This window comes from Algoriphagus sp. PAP.12 (genome assembly GCF_026652115.1).
Classification (GTDB): domain Bacteria; phylum Bacteroidota; class Bacteroidia; order Cytophagales; family Cyclobacteriaceae; genus Algoriphagus.
This window is the reverse complement of sequence record NZ_JAPPSQ010000002.1, coordinates 98,178-118,713: the sequence shown is the minus strand read 5'-3', so window position 1 is coordinate 118,713 and position 20,536 is coordinate 98,178. Positions and strand designations below refer to the sequence as shown.

Sequence of the window (20,536 nt, the reverse complement as noted above, 5' to 3'; positions counted from 1 at the left end):
AAACAGAATGAAGGGATTGAAGTTAAAAATATATTCAATCCCTTTTTTTATGCCTACTACCCAAAGCGAAAATAGAAAGCTGAAAGTTGCAATAGCTGGAGCTGGTGGATATATCGGACGATGGTTTATTCATCATTATCACGATCAATATGATATTATTGGTCTGAGTAGGAGAAAGGTAAAAGCAAATTTGCAATCGGAAGTAGAGTGGAGACAAGTAGAGCTGTATTCAATTTCTTCCACGGTAGAAGCACTCAAGGGAGTAGATGTGGCAATTTATTTGGTGCATTCTATGAATTCTTCCACTCGATTGAATCAAGGGAGTTTTGAAGATACTGATTTATTACTGGCAGATAATTTTAGTAGGGCAGCAAAGGCAAATGGAGTCCGTCAGATCATTTTTTTAGGAGGGATTATTCCGGATAATTTCGAAGAGAAACTTTCCAGACATATCCGAAGCAGACTGGAAGTAGAACAAGTCTTGGGTTCGAGAGGAAACAACCTGACGGCCTTAAGAGCATCAATCATTGTTGGACCGGGTGGTTCAAGCTTTGATATGATTAAAAATCTGGTTCAAAAACTTCCCCTGATGATCTGCCCAAAGTGGACAGAAAGTAAGACACAACCCATATCCCTTCGGGATACTTTGACTATATTAGATCACTGTATTGGAAATTCAAATGTTTACAATCAAGCAATCGAAATCGGAAGTCCTGAAATATTGACTTACCGGGAAATGCTTGAAAGAACGGCGACAGTTTTAGGTAAAAAAAGAATGATCTTATCGGTACCTTTCTTTTCCTTAGGCTTGAGTAAATTTTGGGTTGGTCTTTTTGGGGAAAGTCCATCACAGTTGGTTTCTCCGTTGGTTGAAAGTTTGAAGCATACGCTGACAGTAAACCCTAAACTGGCTCTGAAGGATAAAAAAATTGATTATCTCAATTATGAGGAATCTGTTTCAGAAGCCATTAATTCTAATGAAAAACCATATTTGCCCACTTTTTATAAGAGAAAGGGGATAAAAAATACAGTTAGAAGTATCCAGCGACTTTCTAATGAATCAGGCTATTCGATACCTTGGGTTGCCAAGAGATATAGAGTCTGGTTGCCCTGGTTTTTTAAATTTCTGATCAATGGAAAAATGAGTGGTCAGGAAGGGGTAGGCTTTTTCTTAATGAATGGAAGAATGCCAATGTTGGAATTAACTCCTGTACATGATAGGAGTGATCAGCACAGGGAATTATTTTACATATCAGGTGGATGGCTAGTCAAGAGATATGATTCTGGTTGGCTTGAATTTCGGGGTGTTTTGGATGACAGGTATATTCTAACTGCCATCCATGATTTTGTTCCTCGATTACCTTGGTTTATTTATGTGAATACCCAAGCAAAGATTCATTTATGGGTAATGAATCGATTTAAAAATTATCTAGAGAAAAAAGTAAGATTTATAGGATGACACATGCTGTCATTTCGTATATGATTTAAAATTCTTTTTGAAACAAATGAAAAACTTACAATTCAGAAATGGAGATCCAATTCCAATCCTGGGGTTGGGAACTTGGAAAAGTAGCCCTGGTGAAGTAAAACAAGCTGTTTTTTGGGCAATCGAAGCAGGCTATCGGCATATTGATTGTGCTGCTGCTTATGGCAATGAGCAAGAAGTGGGAGAGGGAATAGCTGATGCTATCAAGGCTGGGTTGGTGAAAAGGGAAGACCTATTCATCACTTCAAAACTTTGGAATGATTCTCATAGACATGAAGACGTGGGGCCGGCTTTAGAAAAGTCTTTGAAAGAACTGGGCCTAGATTATCTTGATTTGTATTTAATGCATTGGCCTGTGGCCTTTAAGCATGGTGTTGGTTTTGCTAGAACTCGAGAAGAATTTTATACCTATAAAGATGTGCCTTTGACTCAGACTTGGGAAGCCATGCAAGAGCAAAAAGAATTGGGTAAGACAAAGCACATTGGAGTTTCTAATTTCAATCAGGCTAAGCTGAAAGAATTGCTGAAAATGAAAGGAGAAGGCCCTGAAATGAATCAGATTGAAATGCATCCATTTCTTCCACAGGAAAAATTGGTAGAGTTTTGTAGAGACCATGAAATTCTTTTGACTGCTTATAGTCCTTTGGGTACCTCAGATTCTAGAGCTGAGAGGCATAAAAACGATCCTAAATTATTGGTCAATCCAGTAGTACAAGAAATAGCCAATCGTCAAGGTGTTTCTGCAGGACAGGTATTGATTGCTTGGTCTATTCAACGAGATGTAATAGTGATTCCAAAATCGATTAACCAAAGTAGAATTAAGGAGAATTTTGATTCTATCAATGTTAAGTTGACAGAACATGACTTGATGGAATTAAAAGACATAGGGATTTCCCATCGTTTTTTGGACGGCTCCCTCTTTGCAGGAGATCATAGTCCGTATAAAAAATCTGACTTATTTGAAATGTAAACGCAAAAGGCTCCGAAAGGAGCCTTTTGCATGTATTTAATCTTCTACTTCTAATTCTTCTAAGATGTCTGCCAATTCATCAAAATCCTTTAATCCCGGTTTGATTTCTTCTCCACCTTCCAATGCGATTCCATACAAATTGAGACTTGATACAAGTGACTTTACATTGAATTCGGAAATTCCCGAGCCTAAAATAACAGATGCTTTATCAGAAATCTTTAAAATAATCTCTTCCTCTTCTTTAGTCAATTTATCATGAGGACCACGGACCAACATAAAAATATCCAAATTGGCTAGACGATCGGCCACCTGATTTTCTAAATGCTTTAGCTCATTGACATTGACTTCATAGATTAAGTTTTTACCAGAATCAGCCAATTCCACTAGGGTTTCCAGTCGCTGATGTTGGATCCAGGAAATATTTGGGTATTTCTCCAATTTCTGAAGGATGTAATCTGCTTCCTCGGATTCAAACTCTGCGGCCAGTTCTATTCCTGAAATCCATCCGGTTATCTCCTCAAATTGGGTGGGGTGAACAAATTTGTCTGAACTTTCTTCCAAACAAAAACCCAATACGTCAACATACATTCCTGCACAGTAGCGTGCGTCACTCAGATTGGTGATACCACCTATTTTTACAAAAGTACTTAATGCCATTTTTTGAAATTATTCCGCTAAGGTAAAAACAATTCAGTTTTGGGAAGGTAAATATCAGGAAGGATTCATTGGAAAGAAGGTTTTTTGATAGAATCCTTCTATTTTTAGGGGTTCATGAAACACAATTTCCGTCTTGTTTTTTATCTGCTTTTCACTTCTGGATTGATATTGGGATGTGAAAGAGAAATTGAAGATCCCCAAATGGATCCCTCCATTGAATATTTCCCATTATTGATTGGGAATTATTGGGTATATGAAGTGGATGAATTGATCCATTATGGTGAAAATGATTCAGAAGAGAGCTTTTTTTATTATCGGGATAAGATTCGATCAGTTTATGTGAATGATGCAAAAGAGCAGGTCTTTATTGTAGAACGCAGAAAGTCTGAAGATCAAGAAAATTGGACTTTGCTCTATGAATACACTTTACTTGAAAGAGAAGGTAGTTTGATAAGGACAATTCAAAATCAACCATTGGTAATCTTGCCTGCAGCCATCGCTGAAGGTACTTCTTGGAATGGAAACTTATATCGGAATGCTGCAGATGATGAGTTCAAAGTGAATTTTACTCAATCTAATGAATTGAAAGTTGATCAGGAAAATGAAGATGATCAAATCACATTTCGAGATATTCGCTATGAAATGTTCCAAAAGGATGTAGGAATGACCGAATTGTATTCAGAAGTGTTAACTTATTGTTCTAGGAATGATTGCTTGGGTGATCAATTGATAGATTCTGGAAGTAAAGTGCATATGAAATTAGTAAGTCATGGTTCAGAGTAAGTGGCTTTTTCTTTTTGGCTTTGTTTTTAGCCTGACCATTTTGAAAGTCGAGGCACAGGATAGGTATGCTGTATTTTATAAATACAAACCTCAAGAGTCTTTAAGCTTGGAAAACCCACAGGGATTTTTGACCTCCAAAGCAATCCAAAGACGAAATAGGGAAGGAGTTCAAGTGGATAGCTTGGATTTGCCTGTTTCTCAAAAATATGTCGATCAAGTTTTTGATATCGCCCATTATATCCTTTATCAAAGTAAATGGATGAATGCTTCATTGGTTGTGACTGATGAAACTGGGGTTGCAGCTTTGGAAAGTTTACCTTTTGTGGACAGAGTAGAATTAGTGGCCAAAGGCTACATTCCAAGCCCAAATGCGAGAGTTGGAAAGCGGATTTATGCTTCCACTACTATGAAAATCTGTCCTCCTGGAGGAAAAGCCAGCAGGAAATTGGAAAGTCAGGAGCTCCCTTCTGATTTTCAAAATAACTTATTGGGTATACCAGATATGCATGAAGAAGGCTTATTCGGAGATGGTATCACCATAGCAGTTTTTGACGCAGGTTTTCCTGGAGCTAATACAGTTTCTGCCTTATCTCATTTGTTTGCAAATGGACAAATCCTTGCTACTCGTGACTTTGTGAGACCTTGGAATGAAAATGTATTTGAAGACAATCAGCATGGTACCAATGTCCTTTCTTTGATCGCTTCCAATGAGTCCGAGACCCTGATAGCAGGTGCACCAAATGCGGATTTTGTGTTGGTGATGACTGAAGAAATGGCTACCGAATATCCTATAGAAGAATACAATTGGCTTCGGGCTGCAGAATTCGCAGATTCTTTGGGAGCGGATATCATCAGTAGTTCTGTGGGGTATTGGGATTTTGATGATGCTAGTATGAATCATACGCTGGAGGATCTGGACGGTCAAACTACCGTAATCACTCAAGCCGCTAACCTGGCTTCCCAAAGGGGGATTTTGGTGGTGAATAGTGTTGGGAATTATGGCTCACAAACCTCTACATTGGTTGCTCCCTCGGATTCTCCAAATGTTTTGGCAATAGGTTCTGTCAAGCAAGATTTGGAAGTTTCTGGCTTTAGCTCCAGAGGCCCCACTGGAGATGGCAGAATCAAACCTGATTTAGTAGCATTTGGAAGCGGGACAGCATTAATCCGTTCAAATGGAGCTGTTGGTTTTGCAAATGGGACCTCATTTTCAGCTCCACAGATATCTTCGCTAGCTGCAGGATTGTGGCAAGGAAGACCAGAATGGACTCGAGAAGATTTAATATTGAATTTGCTTAGAAGTGCTACTCAATATGAAAACCCTGACAATGATTTAGGGTATGGAATTCCTAATTTTTATGATGCTTACTATGGTGAAATTTTGGATGTTGAAGTAGAACCCGAGCTCATTCCTTGGAAGGTTTATCCAAACCCATTGCAGGAAGATGAGTTGAAAATTCACTTTGGATTAGGTCTTGAAAGTTCTTTCGAATTGGTAGATATGAGCGGTAAAAAGCTACAAAGAACTATTTTGAAAAGAAGTACTAACACGGAACCTTATAGGGTTCTCTTGGAAGGAATCAAGCCTGGCTTGTATTTGATTCAATTGCGAGAAGGTGCCTTGATCAAGCAAACAAAATTATATAGGTATTAAACTTGAGAATTGACTCAGGTTACAAATAGAATTATGAAACCATTTATTGCCCCATCAATTTTAGCAGCAGATTTTGCAAATATCCAATCAGAAGTAGAAATGCTGAACAGTTCTGAAGCTGATTATATCCATGTAGATATTATGGATGGAATATTTGTGCCCAATATTTCTTTTGGAATACCAGTTACCGAAGCTATTAAAAAGCATGCCCAGAAGCCCTTGGATGTACATTTGATGATCCAAAATCCAGATCAATACCTGGAAGCGTTTAGAAATGCAGGGGCAGCGGTTATTTCAGTGCATTATGAAGCTTGTACGCATTTGCATAGGACACTTCAGGCAATCAAACAACTCGGAGCAAAAGCTGGGGTAGCAATTAATCCTCATACTCCGGTTGAACTTTTAGTAGATGTATTGGAAGACATTGATGTTGTAATTATCATGTCCGTAAACCCTGGCTTTGGGGGGCAAAAATTCATTGAAAACACGTATTCCAAAGTGAAAAGACTGGATAGTATGATCCTTGAAAAAGGGACAGAAACATTGATCGAAATTGACGGGGGAGTGAACTTGGAAAATGCTCCAAAATTATTGTCTGCGGGGGCAGATATTTTGGTGGCAGGAAGTTTTGTCTTTAGTGCGCCTGATCCAGTTCAGACAATTGGAGAGTTGAAATCTATTACCATGGTTTAGGGCGTCAGGTCCATTTATCATAAAAAAACTTAAAAAAGCCCCGTTTTACTTGATTTTTTGGCATATGACCATTTCTTTGAGAGCTTATCGTAAACTAAACTCAGAAAAGATTATGAAAAAAGTTCTGCTATTTGGGGCGTTTTTTGCCTTCCTAGGATTAACCGGATTTGCACAAGAAGCTTCAGAAGAGCCAGTGACTGACGAGGAAATTGAAAAGTACGCTAATGTCGAGTTTTTAACTGCCCAATTTGTCAATGATAAAACCGAGGAATTGAAAAATATGATTTCAGGTAATGAAATCTTCCAAGGCGGTGCACGATACAATGAAATCAAAGCTGTTTGGGGTGATGAAGCAAAAATGGCCGAGGCTGAAGTGACTGATGAAGAAAAAGCTGCATTTCAAGAAGTAATTGATTTTATGGGTTCATTGCAAGAGTCTGCAAAAGAATTCAAAACTGAATTAATTATGGACGATGAGGTTTTGGGCGTGTCTACTTACAATAAAGTAAATGGAGCTAAGTCTGACCCGGCTGTGAAAGAAAAAATCGATTCAATTGTAGAGGCAAAGAAAGCTGAGGCTGCTGCTGCAAAAGAAGCTGAAGAAGAGGACGGAGAATAAATTCCGCATTGAATAAAATTAACAGCACCCTCACTAAGAGGGTGTTTTTTTTATCTCTTTAACTAGGGTTTTAAATGATATTCATAAGATATGCCTTGTTCTTAATTGTATTTTTTCAGTTTTCATGCAATAGGAAAAAGGCAAATGAGTTATCAGGGCTTGAAATCAATATGGCTCCTGAATTTTTTATTGCTATTGATGATAGTACGTCCAATACTCCTTCGGTTTTTCATAAATCCTATCAGAATAAATACGTAATTTTTAATCCGAACACTTTTAGTCTCGATTTTTTAGAAAAAGGTATTGGATTAACAAATCGAATCAAATTAGAATCTGAGGGGCCATTTGCTATAAAAAAGTTTTTAGGTTTTGAAATTTTGAAGGACAGAATTTTTATTGCTGACCTAGGTAGAATAATAGAGATTGATTTAAAAGGTAATAAAATTACCGAATTCAAAAATTTGAAAGACTCTTTAGGTATACCAATATCTCCTAGTTTTTTCGGAGTTAACCAATCTTTCTTGAAAAATAATATCCTCTATTTCCCAGTCTTTGATTTTTTGGCTTTTCAAAAAGAAGTTCTGGAAGGAACTATAGTTTACTCATTGAATCTTAAAACAAATGAATTAGAAAGAGACCTTTCTTATCCAGATTTTGATCTTTCACCAGTTTCTAATGACTACTTTTTTCATAACAATGTATTGATTTTTGAAGATGAAGTTATTTTTAATTATTCGCCTAAAGAGGTGTTTAGATTTTCTAGAGCGTCAAAAAATTGGGAAAGAAAAAATGTTATTTCAGAGAATCATTTGGACGTAAGAGAGCTAATTGGTGAAAAAACTGATAGAAAAAATTCAAAAGAACATTTATTTCAGAATGGAGTCTATCGAACAATTATCTGGGATAGATTTAGGAAAAATTATTATAGATTTTATTCATCCCCAAAAGGTGAACCTGATTCTAAAAAAAGGGAGGTTCGATTATTGATTTCTGATGAAAATCTAGAGCTAATTAAAGAAATAGAAATCCCCAATTCTCTAATACATCTTGGTTTTGAATTAAATAATGATGGGCTCTTTTTGATAGATGGGGATTTTTCAAAAGAGCATGAAGATTCAATGCGTTTTGTAGGAGTTTTCCCAAATTGATTTGGCGAAAAAATGTGATTTTTTTAGTATTCTAAAATATTGGAAAGCAATTTGTAGAATTATAGAACCAATTCACTTTTGTGTTTAATTTTCGAGTTTTGCACCAAAAAAGCCAGCTTTACCGTTACCTATCTATGAAAACTAGATTACTCCCTTTACTTGTTTTATTTTGTTCATTTCAATTTTCATCCTTTGCCCAAGAGGAAGATATATTTGGAATTTCTAGAAAAGCCAAAAACCCCAAAAGCGAGTCCTCCATCGGAAATGTGACTCGAAATATCATGGAGATGTTTGCAGTTGAGTTTTCTACTGGTGCTGCTTACCATCAATTTGGTACTAGTTTTTATACCGATAATGTTGGGCTTTATGATAATTTCAGTCGATTCCGTGAATCAGATTTGGTTTTGGATATGACCGAAGAAAATCCTTTGGAAATGAAATCTCAGGACTGGACTTTTCCTTTGTTCAACGCTGGTCTTAGAATCAATGTGTTCAATATTCTCACGATTGGAGGGGGATATGGTCAAGAATGGGGGAATTTGAGTCCTATGCGAGGAGGAGATTGGCAGTTTGATTTTGAAGGAGCGACTTATCAAATGAGTAAATTCTATGGGACTGTCGGTCTTGTCCTATGGGATGCTCGAAAAAGAGCGAAATATCTGCAGTGGAGATATCGTAAATATGCTGGAGCAAATATCTATATGCAGTCCGAACTGAAGCAGCGAGTTCGTCAGATTTACCCTTGGAGATTCATTTTGGAAGGGGAGTTTGGACAATTGAATCTAAAAAAAGCATATGATCCATCTTTGGCAGCCAATGGTTCTTATACGCCAAGATTAGCTGTTGGGGACAAACCATACTATGCAATTGGCTTGAGATTGGAGCGTGATTTTTCGGAATACACTAAATTATTTTTAAAAGGAAGTGCCGAATTTAGAAACTTTACTTATGCATCTGCGGATTATTCTGAGGTGCAAGATCTTGAGCAACAGGTGTATGCGATGCAGGTTGGACTTTCGATTCGAATTCCAGGAACCAAGAGATGTAAAATCCGTGGTTGTGGGGTTGTGATGAAGCATATGCATAATGGAATCGAATATCGTGGTAGTTCGATTTTCAAACTTCAGGACAGAAAAATCGGACAATGGTATTAAGTCCTGATTTCCTGCATTTGAGTTGACATTCTCTTTTCAAAAGCTTGACCTTTTTACTATCTTGCAGGCTTAATATACCCTGTGAATAGCACATTATGGCTCAAGGAGAAAACGAGAACATTATACCCATTAACATTGAGGAGGAAATGCGAGGAGCCTACATCGATTATTCGATGTCGGTTATTGTTTCAAGAGCACTTCCAGATGTCCGTGACGGACTAAAACCAGTTCACCGAAGAATCCTATATGGAATGCAAGAACTGGGAGTTTTACACAACAAACCTTATAAGAAATCTGCAAGAATTGTAGGGGAGGTACTGGGTAAGTACCACCCTCATGGTGACTCTGCTGTATACGAAACCATGGTAAGGATGGCCCAACCTTGGTCCTTGAGATACCAATTGGTAGATGGACAAGGTAACTTCGGTTCCATTGATGGTGATAATGCTGCAGCGATGCGTTATACTGAAGCAAGACTGAGGAGAATTGCTGAAGAATTATTGGTAGATATCAATAAGGAGACTGTTGATTTTCAGTTCAATTTTGATGACTCATTAAAGGAACCGATTGTCCTTCCTGCCAAAGTCCCAGCGCTACTATTGAATGGCGCATCTGGGATTGCAGTAGGTATGGCGACCAACATGGCCCCTCATAACCTTTCTGAGGTAATTGATGGTATCATAGCCTATATCGATAATAAAGAAATTACTGTTTCTGAATTAATGGAACACATTGTGGCGCCTGATTTCCCTACTGGAGGGATCATTTATGGTTACAATGGTGTGAAGGCTGCCTTTGAAACTGGTCGAGGAAGAATCGTCATTCGAGGGAAAGCCAATGTAGAGACCAAAGACGGAGGAAACAAGGAGATGATTGTCATCACTGAAATTCCTTACATGGTCAACAAGGCAAATATGGTTGAAAAAACTGCTGCCTTAATCAATGAAAAGAAAATCGAAGGAATCTCTGCTATCCGCGATGAATCGGATAGATCAGGGATGAGAATCGTATATGAATTGAAAAGAGACGCCATGCCAAGTGTCGTTTTGAACAATTTGTATAAGCATACTCAGCTACAGACCTCTTTCTCAGTGAATAATGTGGCTTTGGTAAAAGGCCGACCTCAGACTTTGAATTTGAAAGATCTGATTGTTCACTATGTCAATCACAGACATGAAGTAGTAGTCAGAAGAACTGAATATGAGTTAAGAGAAGCCGAAAAGAGAGCCCATATTTTACAAGGTTATTTGATTGCCTTGGACAATTTGGATGAGGTGATCGAGTTGATCCGAAATTCTGCAGATCCGGAAACAGCCAGAAATGGCTTGATTGAGAGATTTGAGTTGAGTGAAATTCAGGCAAGAGCTATTCTCGATATGAGATTGCAGCGATTGACTGGAATGGAGCGGGACAAGATTCTTCAGGAATTCAAAGAAATTATGGAGTTGATCGAGGAGTTGAAATTCATCCTTGCCAACGAAGACAAGAGGATGGAAATCATCAAAGAGGAACTTCTTGAAATGAAGGGAAGATATGGTGATGACCGTAGAACTGAAATCGAGCATAATGCTGAAGATTTCAGTTATGAAGACATGATTCCTAATGAGGAAGTAATTATTACTGTTTCTCATCAGGGATATGTTAAAAGGACCGCTTTGACAGAATACAGAACTCAAGGAAGAGGAGGAGTAGGTTCCAGAGGAGTTAGTACAAAGGAAGATGACTTTACTGAATATTTGTTTACTGCTTCGACTCACAATTACCTTTTGATCTTTACTGATAAAGGAAAATTGTTTTGGTTAAAGACTTATGCTATTCCTGAAGGAAGTAAAACTTCTAAAGGTAGACCTATTCAGAACTTGATCAATATTGAGCAGGATGATAAAATCCGTTCAATTATTCAGGTAAATGATCTGAATGATGAAGATTATGTAAATAATCATTTCTTGGTGATGGTGACCAAGCAAGGCGTCATCAAGAAAACTACCTTGGAGCAATATAGCAGACCAAGATCCAATGGTATTATTGCCTTGAATATCAGGGAAGATGATCAATTGGTGAATGTAGATATGACCAATGGAGATCATCATATTGTAATCGCTGCCAAATCCGGTAGAGCTATTCACTTCCATGAGTCTGCAGTAAGACCGATGGGAAGAACCGCCACGGGTGTAAAAGCAATAACCTTAAATGATGTAAACGATTTTGTTGTTGGCATGGTATGTGCATCCGAAGAAAATGCAACCTTGCTTGTAGTCTCTGAAAAAGGATACGGAAAACGTTCTGATTTAGGAGAATATCGAATCACCAATCGAGGTGGTAAAGGTGTGAAAGCCATGAATACCACTGAGAAAACAGGAGCTTTGGTTGCGATCAAACAAGTAGTTGACACAGATGATTTGATGATCATCAATAGATCTGGGATTACTATTCGGATTTCGGTAGATAATCTTCGCATTATGGGAAGAGCAACACAAGGAGTTCGATTAATCAAAGTTGGAGAAGGAGATGAGATTTCTTCTGTTGAAAAAATTTCTAGAGAAGAAGAAGATGAAATAGTAGATTCTTCAGAAATTGCGGAGGAAAATTCCGATGCCAATTCAGAAAATAAACCTGATGAACCAGGAGAAAATAAAGAATAACCAAACAATTACCGAATAAACGCTAACCAATGAAAAAGCTAATTTTATCAATGGTTTTGGTCGGTGCTACGACCATCGCCTTTGGACAAAAGAAAGTAGTTAAATCCGCTGAGAAAAACTTTAAGTCTGGCGATTTAACAACAGCACTTTCAGAAATAAATGCTGCCACTCAGGACGCTGAAACAGGTTCTGATCCAGAAACCTACTTGATTAAAGCTCAGATCCAATTGAAAATGTTTGGCTCTGATTCTTCCAATACCATGGAGACTCTTGAAAAAGGAGTTGCATCTTTGGCTTCTTTCAATGAGGCTTTTGAAATGGCAGGAGGTGATAAAACTGACGGTGTAGGAGAAGATGTATATGCTGAAGATATGACAGGAGTTCCAGATAACCTTCGTCCATATTCCATCATGACTTTGAAAAATACATCCTTTGACAAAGCTATCAATCAGTACAACGTGGATGATTATGAGATGGCTTATGAGTTTTTCAACCTAGCAGGTGAAATTGACCCTACAGATACCACTATTCACTATAATGCTGCATATCTAGCAAATGAATTAGGTAAATATGAGGAGGCTAAAAAGCATTTCAACTTGTTGTTGGAGATTCCAGAGTACAATAAGTTGAATACTTATTACTTCCTTGTACAGATTTTGAGTGGTGAGGATAAAAACCCTGAAGCTGCTTATGATGTGATCATGGCTGCAAGAGAAGAATATCCAAGTGACAAGATTTTGGCTGAATATGAAATCCAATTGTTGCTTCAATTGAACAAAATGGATGAGGCAATGGCTCAAATCAAAGAAGCTTTGGCAAATGATCCGAATAACACTTCTATCTTGTTGAGATCAGGTTATTTGAAAGAGCAGTCTGGTGATGTGGATGGCGCTTTGGCAGATTACAAAAAGTCTGTAGAAGTGGATCCCAACTTCTATGAAGGAAATTATTATGCGGGAGCTCTTCTTTTGGAGAAATCAAGAGAAATCTTGGCTGAACTAAATAGCCTATCTGACGATGAGTGGGAAAAAAGATCTAAGCAAATGGGAGAAGAAGCAAATCAGCATTATGCTGAGGCAGTTACCTATTTTGAAAAATCTTTGGAACTGAAGCCAGAAGATACCGATATCATGGGTATTTTGTATCAAATCCACACTCGTTTGAAAAACGAAGCTGAAGCTGAGAAGTACAATAACAAATTGGTTGAATTGCTAGGTCCAAACTGGCAAGACAATTAATTCTGAAAAAGAATAGTGTAGGAAAAGGGTACTGAAAAGTACCCTTTTTTTTATGTTCATTTTTCTAAAACAGGTGAGTACCAGATGATTTTTGGTTTTTATATAGGCTATTTTGGTTTTCAATCGATTCCGTAGAATGCCTTGATTTTCATAGGATATACCTCTATAAATCATCAATTTTAACCTCTCAAACCTATTTTATTCTATTTCCTACAATTTTTATAAAACCCTGTTGTATGAAGAATTTCAAATTCCCTAAGGAGAAAGAAATCCCGGAGGATTTCCTACTCCAAGACCCCATTTTGCAAAACACTTACTTGTGTAATGGGGAAATGAAAACCTGGAAAGGTAAAACACATGATGTTTTTTCTCCAGTTTGCATTGAAAAGAAATCCGGACCTGTTCGGGTATTAGTTGGATCCTATCCAGTTTGTGGTGCAAAAGAAGCGATGTCAGCTCTAGATGCTGCTGAAAATGCCTATGACAATGGAAGAGGTGAATGGCCTACTATGTCAGTAGCAGATCGTATCAAATGCATTGAAAAGTTTACCAAGAGAATGTTGGAGAAGCGGGAGTTGGTTGGGAAACTGATCATGTGGGAGATTGGTAAATCCTATACTGATTCATTGAAGGAATTTGATAGAACTGTTGAATACATCTATGCCACTGTAGATGCTTTGAAAGATTTGGATAGGCAGTCTTCTGGATTTCAAATTGTAGATGGTATAGCTGCTCAAGTCCGAAGATCTCCTTTGGGTGTAGTTCTTTGTATGGGGCCTTTCAATTATCCCTTGAATGAAACCTATACAACTCTGATTCCTGCCTTGATTATGGGTAATACTGTTCTCTTTAAACCACCCAAACACGGTTCTTTGTTGCATTATCCGCTTTTGGAGGCTTTTGCAGAATGCTTTCCTAAAGGGGTTGTAAATTCTGTTTATGGACGAGGGGCAGATATTATTCCTCCATTAATGATGTCAGGAAGGATCAATGTTTTGACTTTAATTGGCTCGAGTAAAGTAGCAGATCAATTGAAAAAACAACATCCTAAAGTCAATAGATTGAGAGCGATTTTGGGACTTGATGCAAAGAATGCAGCTATTATTACTGCAAATGCAGATATAGATAAAGCAGTTAAAGAATGTATCACAGGAGCACTTTCATTTAACGGCCAAAGATGTACAGCAATCAAAATCATTTTTGTTCATAAGTCTATTGTCGATCAGTTTAATCAGAAATTGGTTGAAGCAGTTCAACAGTTAGTACCAGGTATGCCTTGGGAAAATGGGGTGCAAATCACACCTTTGCCAGAACCACAGAAACCAGCCTATCTTCAAGCATGTATTGAAGATGCTGAAAAGCATGGAGCTAAAGTTTTGAATGAGGGTGGTGGTGAAGTAAACGAAAGCTTCGTTTATCCGGCAGTGGTCTATCCTGTCAATGAGAAAATGAAACTATTTAGAGAGGAGCAATTTGGACCGGTGATTCCTGTTTTACCTTTTTTAAGAATAGAAGAGCCTATTCAATATTTGATAGATTCTCCTCATGGTCAACAGGTGAGTTTATTTAGTTCTGATTCTGAAGAGCTTTCTAAATTAATTGACCCTCTGGTCAATCAGGTAAGTCGTGTCAATATTAATTCCCAGTGCCAAAGGGGGCCAGATGTATTTCCTTTCACTGGAAGAAAAGATAGTGCGGAAGGAACTCTGTCAGTATCTGATGCTTTACGTTCATTTAGTATCCGGTCTTTGGTTGCAGCTAAACTATCCGATGAAAATAAATTGCTGCTCAATGAGATAGTGACAAATCAAGAATCAAATTTCTTAAGTACAAAATTTATATTTTAAGTGAAAAAGAGCCGATTTGAATTAGAAATCGGCTCTTTTTTTTGAAAAGGGTATATCTTTGCTATCAAGATCTTCCCCATGAGATATTCAATTTTTATTAAATCCCTTTTTGCTACAATTCTTTTCTTCAGTACTGTTGAAGTTTTTGCTCAAAAGAAATATCAACAGCTTCTGGAGGTGTCCTATGAAGCGGGTCCATTGATCAGTAATGGGAAAGATTGGGCAAATGAGATAGCGGATTTGGTTTCTTTCAGAGGAGCAGATGTCCGTATGGGTTGGAGAAAAGTTGGTGATGATTTTTATAATCAGCTATACCGCTACCCAACCTTTGGGGTAGGGTTTTCTACAGCGTTGGCTTATTATCCTGAGATCGGTAGACCTCAAGGTATTTATGCTTTTGCTGAACTTCCAATCACCAAAAATTCCCTTCAAAAAAAATTAAGCTTTTCTTATTTCAGCCAAATAGGGTTGGGGTTTAATTTGAATCCCTATGATTCCCTGGAAAATCCATTGAATAAATACATTGGTTCGTCACTAAATGCTTATATCCATTTTGGATTTAAAGCGAATTTTCAAATTCAAGATCGGATCAAAGTTTTTGGAACATTTGGTTTAAAACATTATTCAAATGGCTCAGCAAAAAGACCCAATGCGGGAATAAATTTATCTCCACTTTCTCTTGGTCTTCAGTATAACTTGAACAATGAATTTGTGCCTAAGGATCATGAGATGGTGTATCCTCCTTTGGAGAAAAGAGGTTTCTGGAACATTGCCCTCTATTTTGGACACAAAAATTATGAAATAGGGGACCCAAGTTATTTCAGAGGAGGTTTTGGAATCAATTACCTATGGGAGGCATCCTATAAATACCGATTGGGATTAGGGCTGGATTTCTTTTATGCACCGGGATATCAAAGTAGATTCCCTGATCAAAAAGGAACTTTCTCCAATCAAGTAAGTACTGCAGTTGTTGGCTCTTGGGAGTTTAAGTTGAATGAAAGGTTATATATGCCCATAGGGTTAGGAGCATATATTCATTACAATAGCGAAAATCAAGAAAGTTGGTTTTATGAAAGGATTGGAGTGAGATATCGATTAAAGCACAATCTTTTTACAGGTGTCCAAATCAAAGCTCATAAAGCTAAAGCAGATTTCTTTGAATTCACAGTCGGTTATACCATTCCCGGAAAAGTTAAAAGTGTGATAAATCCATAGCTTTCTCCCTTTAATCATAAAATATTTTTTTTTCTTTCAATCAAAAGGTAGTTTGTATCGTTTTTTGAAAGAACTATGCTAAACCCAAACCTAACGCGCAGCTTGCTTAGCATCTTGCTAAGCTTTATCACCTTCTGTTCATTTTCTCAATCCATTCCTTCTTCAGAACTGTATCATGAATTGCTCAAAATTCAAGAGACGAAAAGGGTCTTGTATATCGCGGCTCATCCAGATGATGAAAATACAAGATTGATTGCCTACTTGGCCAATCAGGAAATGGTTCAGGTTGCTTATATGGCATTGACTCGAGGCGATGGCGGACAAAATCTCATTGGGCCTGAATTGGGCATTGGATTAGGTCAAATCCGTACCCAAGAGCTATTGAAAGCAAGAGAAACTGATGGAGGACGCCAGTTTTTCTCAAGAGCCAAGGATTTTGGTTATAGTAAAAATCCCACAGAAACCCTTCAAAACTGGGATAAGAATACGATTCTTTCCGATGTGGTTTGGGTGATTCGCAAATTTAGACCAGATATTATCATCACCAGATTTAATACGATTCCTGGTGGTGGAAATCATGGTCATCATACGACTTCTGCGATTTTAGCCGAAGAGGCTTTGACCTTAGCTGGAGATCCTAATTCTTTTCCAGAGCAATTGAAATTTGTGGAGACGTGGAGCCCAAAAAGGATATTTTGGAATACTTATAATTTCAGAGGAGATTTTGAGCCAGAGGAGGGGAAACAATACTACGCTTTTCCGACAGGAGACTACAATTCCTTATTAGGTGAAACCTATAGCCAAATTGCCTCTGACAGTAGAACTATGCACAAGTCTCAGGGATTTGGTTCGACAGCTTCAATCGGGGGAGCTTTGGACCATATTCAATTTATCAAAGGAGAGCCAATGATTGAAAACCCATTCGAAGGGGTGAAAGATAGATGGCAGACAGTAGCTGGCGGTAAAGAAATAGAAGAATTAGTCCAGAAAGCCTTAGACAATTTTGACTTTGTAGAGCCATCTTCAAATGTTGCTAATCTGTTAGAGATCAAGAAGAAATTAAACGCTCTCAATACTTCAGAAACTTGGGTGACAGAAAAGAAAGTGGCTTTGGATAGACTGATTATCAATGCTTTAGGAATCGATTTTGAATACGATGTGAATCAAGAAACAGGATATCCTGGATCTGAGGTAGCAACGAGGTTTGTTTTTAATAATCCATCAAATAGTCAAGTTTCAGATTTGAAATTTGAAGTAAAGGGACATTCATATGGTACGGAAACACCAGTAGAAAGTAATCAGCCAGTTACTATTCCCATTCAGTTAAAAATCGCTGAAAATGAGCCGTATTCTCAGCCATATTGGTTGAAGGAATATGTAGATGGACCGATGTATCCTATCAAGGATCAGGAAATGATAGGAAAGCCTTTTAATGATATCCAAATTGGAGGGCAAATGGAATTTCAAATTAGTGGACAGAAATTTTCACTTCCTGTTCAGCTGTTTTATAAATACAATGACCAAGTAGATGGAGAGGTGAAACAACCCTTTACTATCATTCCTGAAGTTGATTTGAAGGTTTCTAAAAATACGTTGTTCCTCCTAGGGGGGACAGATCCTAAAGTGACTGTTTCGGTCCATTTTAATGGTGAAATGTTAGATGGTGAATTGTCATTTAGTGGAATTGGAAAAGATCAATATCGAATTTTGGAAGTAGATGATATTCCAGCACAAAATACGAGGGTTTATCACGTTGAGTTCCTGAAAAATGGTGATGGGAAAAAGATTGTTACAGCTCAATATCAAGTTGTTAATGGAAAGAAATTCGATCAGGTAATGAATCAGATTTCCTATAAGCATATCCCTAATTTGACTTATTTCCAACCTGCAAATATTGGCGTAATTCAGGCCGATTGGAAAGTTTCAGGTGATAGAATTGGATATATTCCTGGTGCAGGAGATGAAGTTCCTGCGGTTTTGGAAGCCTTGGGATATCAAATCGTACCAATAGGAGAAAATGATTACAATCTGAATTATTTAAGCCAATTCAAAACAATTATTGTCGGAATACGCGCTTATAATGTCAATAAAACACTTTCTGATAATCAACAAGTCATGATGGGCTATGTAAAAGCTGGGGGACATTTAATTGTTCAATACAATACCTCAGCTCCTTTGCTTGTTGACCAATTAGGTCCCTATCCATTTAATATTACGAGAGACCGAGTTTCTGTAGAGTCAGCTCCGATCGATGCAGATTTTACTCATCCACTTTTAGTAGGTCCTAATCCGATCAATCAGGATGATTTTAAAGATTGGATTCAGGAAAGAGGCTTGTATTTCGCTGGAAATTTAGCTCCTGAATATTCTACACCATTTACCATGAATGATCCCGAAGAAGATCCAAAAACTGGTTCTTTGATCTATGCGAACTATGGAGAAGGAACTTACGTGTACTCTGGACTATCATTTTTCAGAGAATTGCCGGTAGGAGTTCCAGGAGCCATTAAATTATTTATCAATCTGATCGAACAGTAAATTGGAGGAACAGCAAGTAAATTGGAAAAAATTGTACGCAGGTCTTGTGCTTAGTTTAGTAGCAATGGTTGCATTGTTTTATTGGCTAATGGTCGCATTTTCATGAGTAGTATTGATTGGATTGTTTTATTCGGAACCCTTGGGTTGATTGCTGCTTACGGTATTTACAAAACGCGCGGGAAAAAGAATCTTGATTCCTATTTAAGGGGGAAGAACTCGATGAATTGGTGGACTATAGGTTTATCAATTATGGCTACCCAAGCTTCTGCAATCACTTTTTTGAGTACCCCTGGTCAGGCTTATGAAAGCGGAATGGGCTTCATCCAATTTTACTTTGGATTACCGATTGCGATGATCATTATCTCTGTTTTTTTCATTCCTATATACTATAAATTAAAAGTCTATACGGCTTATGAGTACCTGGAAAACCGGTTTGATTTAAAGACGAGGACTTTAGCGGCTTTGCTCTTTATCGTTCAGAGAGGCCTTGGAGCAGGAATTACCATTTATGCACCGGCAATTATTTTATCGACTTTATTGGGTTGGAATTTAACATGGACGGTTGTCTTGATAGGAGCCGTGGTGATCCTGTATACCGTTTCTGGAGGTACTGAAGCTGTTTCTATCACTCAGAAACAACAAATGGCTGTGATGATGGGAGGGATGATTCTTGCCGGAATTATCGTGGTTAATTTGATCCCTGTTTCGTTTACTGAATCTCTCCATATAGCGGGGAAAATGGAGAAATTGAATCTGGTGAATTTGGAATTTGATCCTTCAGATCGATACAATGTCTGGTCAGGTGTCACTGCAGCAGTCTTTCTTTTTCTTTCCTATTTTGGGGCAGATCAAAGTCAAGTACAACGTTACTTATCAGGTCAAACTTTGACTCAAAGTAGGATGGGTTTGATCATGAATGGCTTCCTGAAGATCCCGATGCAATTCATTATTTTGTTTATAGGAGTGATGGTTTTTGTGTTTTATCAATTCTATGAGCCACCAGTTGTTTTTAATTTGGTACAGACTGAAAAGTTGGAGAATAGTGCCTTTGCAGGTGATTATGCTATTTTGAAAGATCGATATTCTGAGAATTTCGAGGCAAGTAAAGCTGAGTATTTGAATTTACTGGAGGCAGTAAAAGCAGATGACGAAGAAGGTCAATCAGAAATTCAGTCTTCGCTTCAAACCTTGAAATCAGAGCAGAATGATATCAGAGATGAGGTAAAAGCATTGATAGTGAAAAATGACCCGGTAGCAGAAACCCGGGATACTGATTATGTATTTATGAGGTTTGTGATGGATAATCTTCCGACAGGAATCATTGGATTATTGTTTGCGGTGATTTTTTCCGCTGCCATGTCTTCCAGTGCTTCAGAGTTGAATTCTCTGGGATCTACGACCACCATCGATTTGTACAAAAGATCCATTAATCAAAATGGGACAGATCAGCAATATCTTCTTTCCTCTAAGTTGTTTACTGCATTTTGGGGAGGAGGGGCAATTCTTTTTGCTTTGTATGCATCCTTATTTGAAAACCTAATTCAGGCAGTCAACCTTTTGGGTTCCTTGTTTTACGGAACAATCCTTGGGATTTTCTTAGTAGGTTTCTGGATGAAATGGATTAAAGGACGAGCTGTATTTATTGCAGCTCTACTTTCGGAAGCTTTGATTCTGTTGGTTCATTTTAAAAATGGAGAAGGAGTATTAGGCTTCCATTGGGAGATCGGATTCCTCTGGTACAATGCGATAGGTTGTCTGTCTGTGATGCTATTTGCTTCTCTGATTCAATTGGTGAAAAAATAAGAAAAGGAAAAATGCAGTCAGACTGAACGGAGTCTTTTGAAAAGCTTTTTCAAACATTTCGACTCCGCTCAATGTGACAATTGTTGATT

The 20,536-nt window shown here is 37.8% G+C and carries 15 protein-coding genes; 14 read left to right on the top strand and 1 reads right to left on the bottom strand.

Going from position 1 to position 20,536, the window contains the following annotated elements:
- Positions 1-49: 49 nt before the first annotated feature.
- A complete protein-coding gene (locus tag O0V13_RS03945) occupies positions 50-1,459 on the top strand; it encodes an NAD(P)H-binding protein (RefSeq protein ID WP_268033690.1) in 1,410 nt (469 codons plus the stop codon).
- A 46-nt stretch (positions 1,460-1,505) separates the two neighbouring features.
- Positions 1,506-2,456 carry an aldo/keto reductase gene (locus O0V13_RS03940; protein WP_268033689.1) on the top strand — a complete coding sequence of 317 codons (951 nt, stop codon included), beginning with the start codon at positions 1,506-1,508 and terminating at the stop codon, positions 2,454-2,456.
- 36 nt (positions 2,457-2,492) lie between these two features.
- Here O0V13_RS03940 and O0V13_RS03935 read toward each other — a convergent pair whose 3' ends face one another.
- A complete protein-coding gene (locus O0V13_RS03935; protein ID WP_268033688.1) occupies positions 2,493-3,113 on the bottom strand; it encodes a phosphoribosylanthranilate isomerase in 621 nt (206 codons plus the stop codon).
- Positions 3,114-3,227: 114 nt separating this feature from the next.
- On the opposite strand from O0V13_RS03935, the gene O0V13_RS03930 reads away from it, so the two are divergent.
- The 12 genes from O0V13_RS03930 to O0V13_RS03875 all read left to right on the top strand — a co-directional run bounded on the left by O0V13_RS03930 (position 3,228) and on the right by O0V13_RS03875 (position 20,447).
- Complete coding sequence (locus O0V13_RS03930) at positions 3,228-3,896, top strand: hypothetical protein (protein ID WP_268033687.1); 669 nt, start codon at positions 3,228-3,230, stop codon at positions 3,894-3,896.
- Positions 3,883-5,550 carry a S8 family serine peptidase gene (locus O0V13_RS03925; RefSeq protein ID WP_268033686.1) on the top strand — a complete coding sequence of 556 codons (1,668 nt, stop codon included), beginning with the start codon at positions 3,883-3,885 and terminating at the stop codon, positions 5,548-5,550. Before O0V13_RS03930 ends, O0V13_RS03925 begins: the two co-directional genes overlap by 14 nt.
- 33 nt (positions 5,551-5,583) lie before the next feature.
- Complete coding sequence (gene rpe / locus O0V13_RS03920) at positions 5,584-6,243, top strand: ribulose-phosphate 3-epimerase (RefSeq protein ID WP_268033685.1); 660 nt, start codon at positions 5,584-5,586, stop codon at positions 6,241-6,243.
- A 112-nt stretch (positions 6,244-6,355) separates the two neighbouring features.
- On the top strand, positions 6,356-6,862 hold the full coding sequence (locus tag O0V13_RS03915; RefSeq protein WP_268033684.1) for a hypothetical protein: 507 nt from the start codon (positions 6,356-6,358) through the stop codon (positions 6,860-6,862).
- Positions 6,863-6,936: 74 nt separating this feature from the next.
- Entirely contained in the window at positions 6,937-8,010 is a 1,074-nt protein-coding gene (locus tag O0V13_RS03910) for a DUF4221 family protein (RefSeq protein WP_268033683.1), read from the top strand.
- Positions 8,011-8,144: 134 nt separating this feature from the next.
- Positions 8,145-9,164: a hypothetical protein gene (locus tag O0V13_RS03905; RefSeq protein WP_268033682.1), complete on the top strand. Its 1,020-nt coding sequence runs from the start codon at positions 8,145-8,147 to the stop codon at positions 9,162-9,164.
- A gap of 95 nt (positions 9,165-9,259) precedes the next feature.
- Positions 9,260-11,806, top strand: a complete 2,547-nt coding sequence (gyrA, locus tag O0V13_RS03900; protein WP_268033681.1) for a DNA gyrase subunit A — start codon at positions 9,260-9,262, stop codon at positions 11,804-11,806.
- 29 nt (positions 11,807-11,835) lie between these two features.
- Positions 11,836-13,044 (top strand): tetratricopeptide repeat protein, encoded by a 1,209-nt coding sequence (locus O0V13_RS03895; RefSeq protein ID WP_268033680.1) that lies wholly within the window; start codon positions 11,836-11,838, stop codon positions 13,042-13,044.
- Between the two features lie 236 nt (positions 13,045-13,280).
- Positions 13,281-14,891: an NADP-dependent glyceraldehyde-3-phosphate dehydrogenase gene (locus tag O0V13_RS03890; protein ID WP_268033679.1), complete on the top strand. Its 1,611-nt coding sequence runs from the start codon at positions 13,281-13,283 to the stop codon at positions 14,889-14,891.
- A gap of 78 nt (positions 14,892-14,969) precedes the next feature.
- Positions 14,970-16,106: an acyloxyacyl hydrolase gene (locus tag O0V13_RS03885; RefSeq protein ID WP_268033678.1), complete on the top strand. Its 1,137-nt coding sequence runs from the start codon at positions 14,970-14,972 to the stop codon at positions 16,104-16,106.
- A 102-nt stretch (positions 16,107-16,208) separates the two neighbouring features.
- Positions 16,209-18,644, top strand: coding sequence for a PIG-L family deacetylase (locus O0V13_RS03880; RefSeq protein ID WP_326492704.1), 2,436 nt, complete (start codon positions 16,209-16,211; stop codon positions 18,642-18,644).
- 102 nt (positions 18,645-18,746) lie between these two features.
- Complete coding sequence (locus O0V13_RS03875) at positions 18,747-20,447, top strand: sodium:solute symporter (protein ID WP_268033676.1); 1,701 nt, start codon at positions 18,747-18,749, stop codon at positions 20,445-20,447.
- Positions 20,448-20,536: the final 89 nt, after the last annotated feature.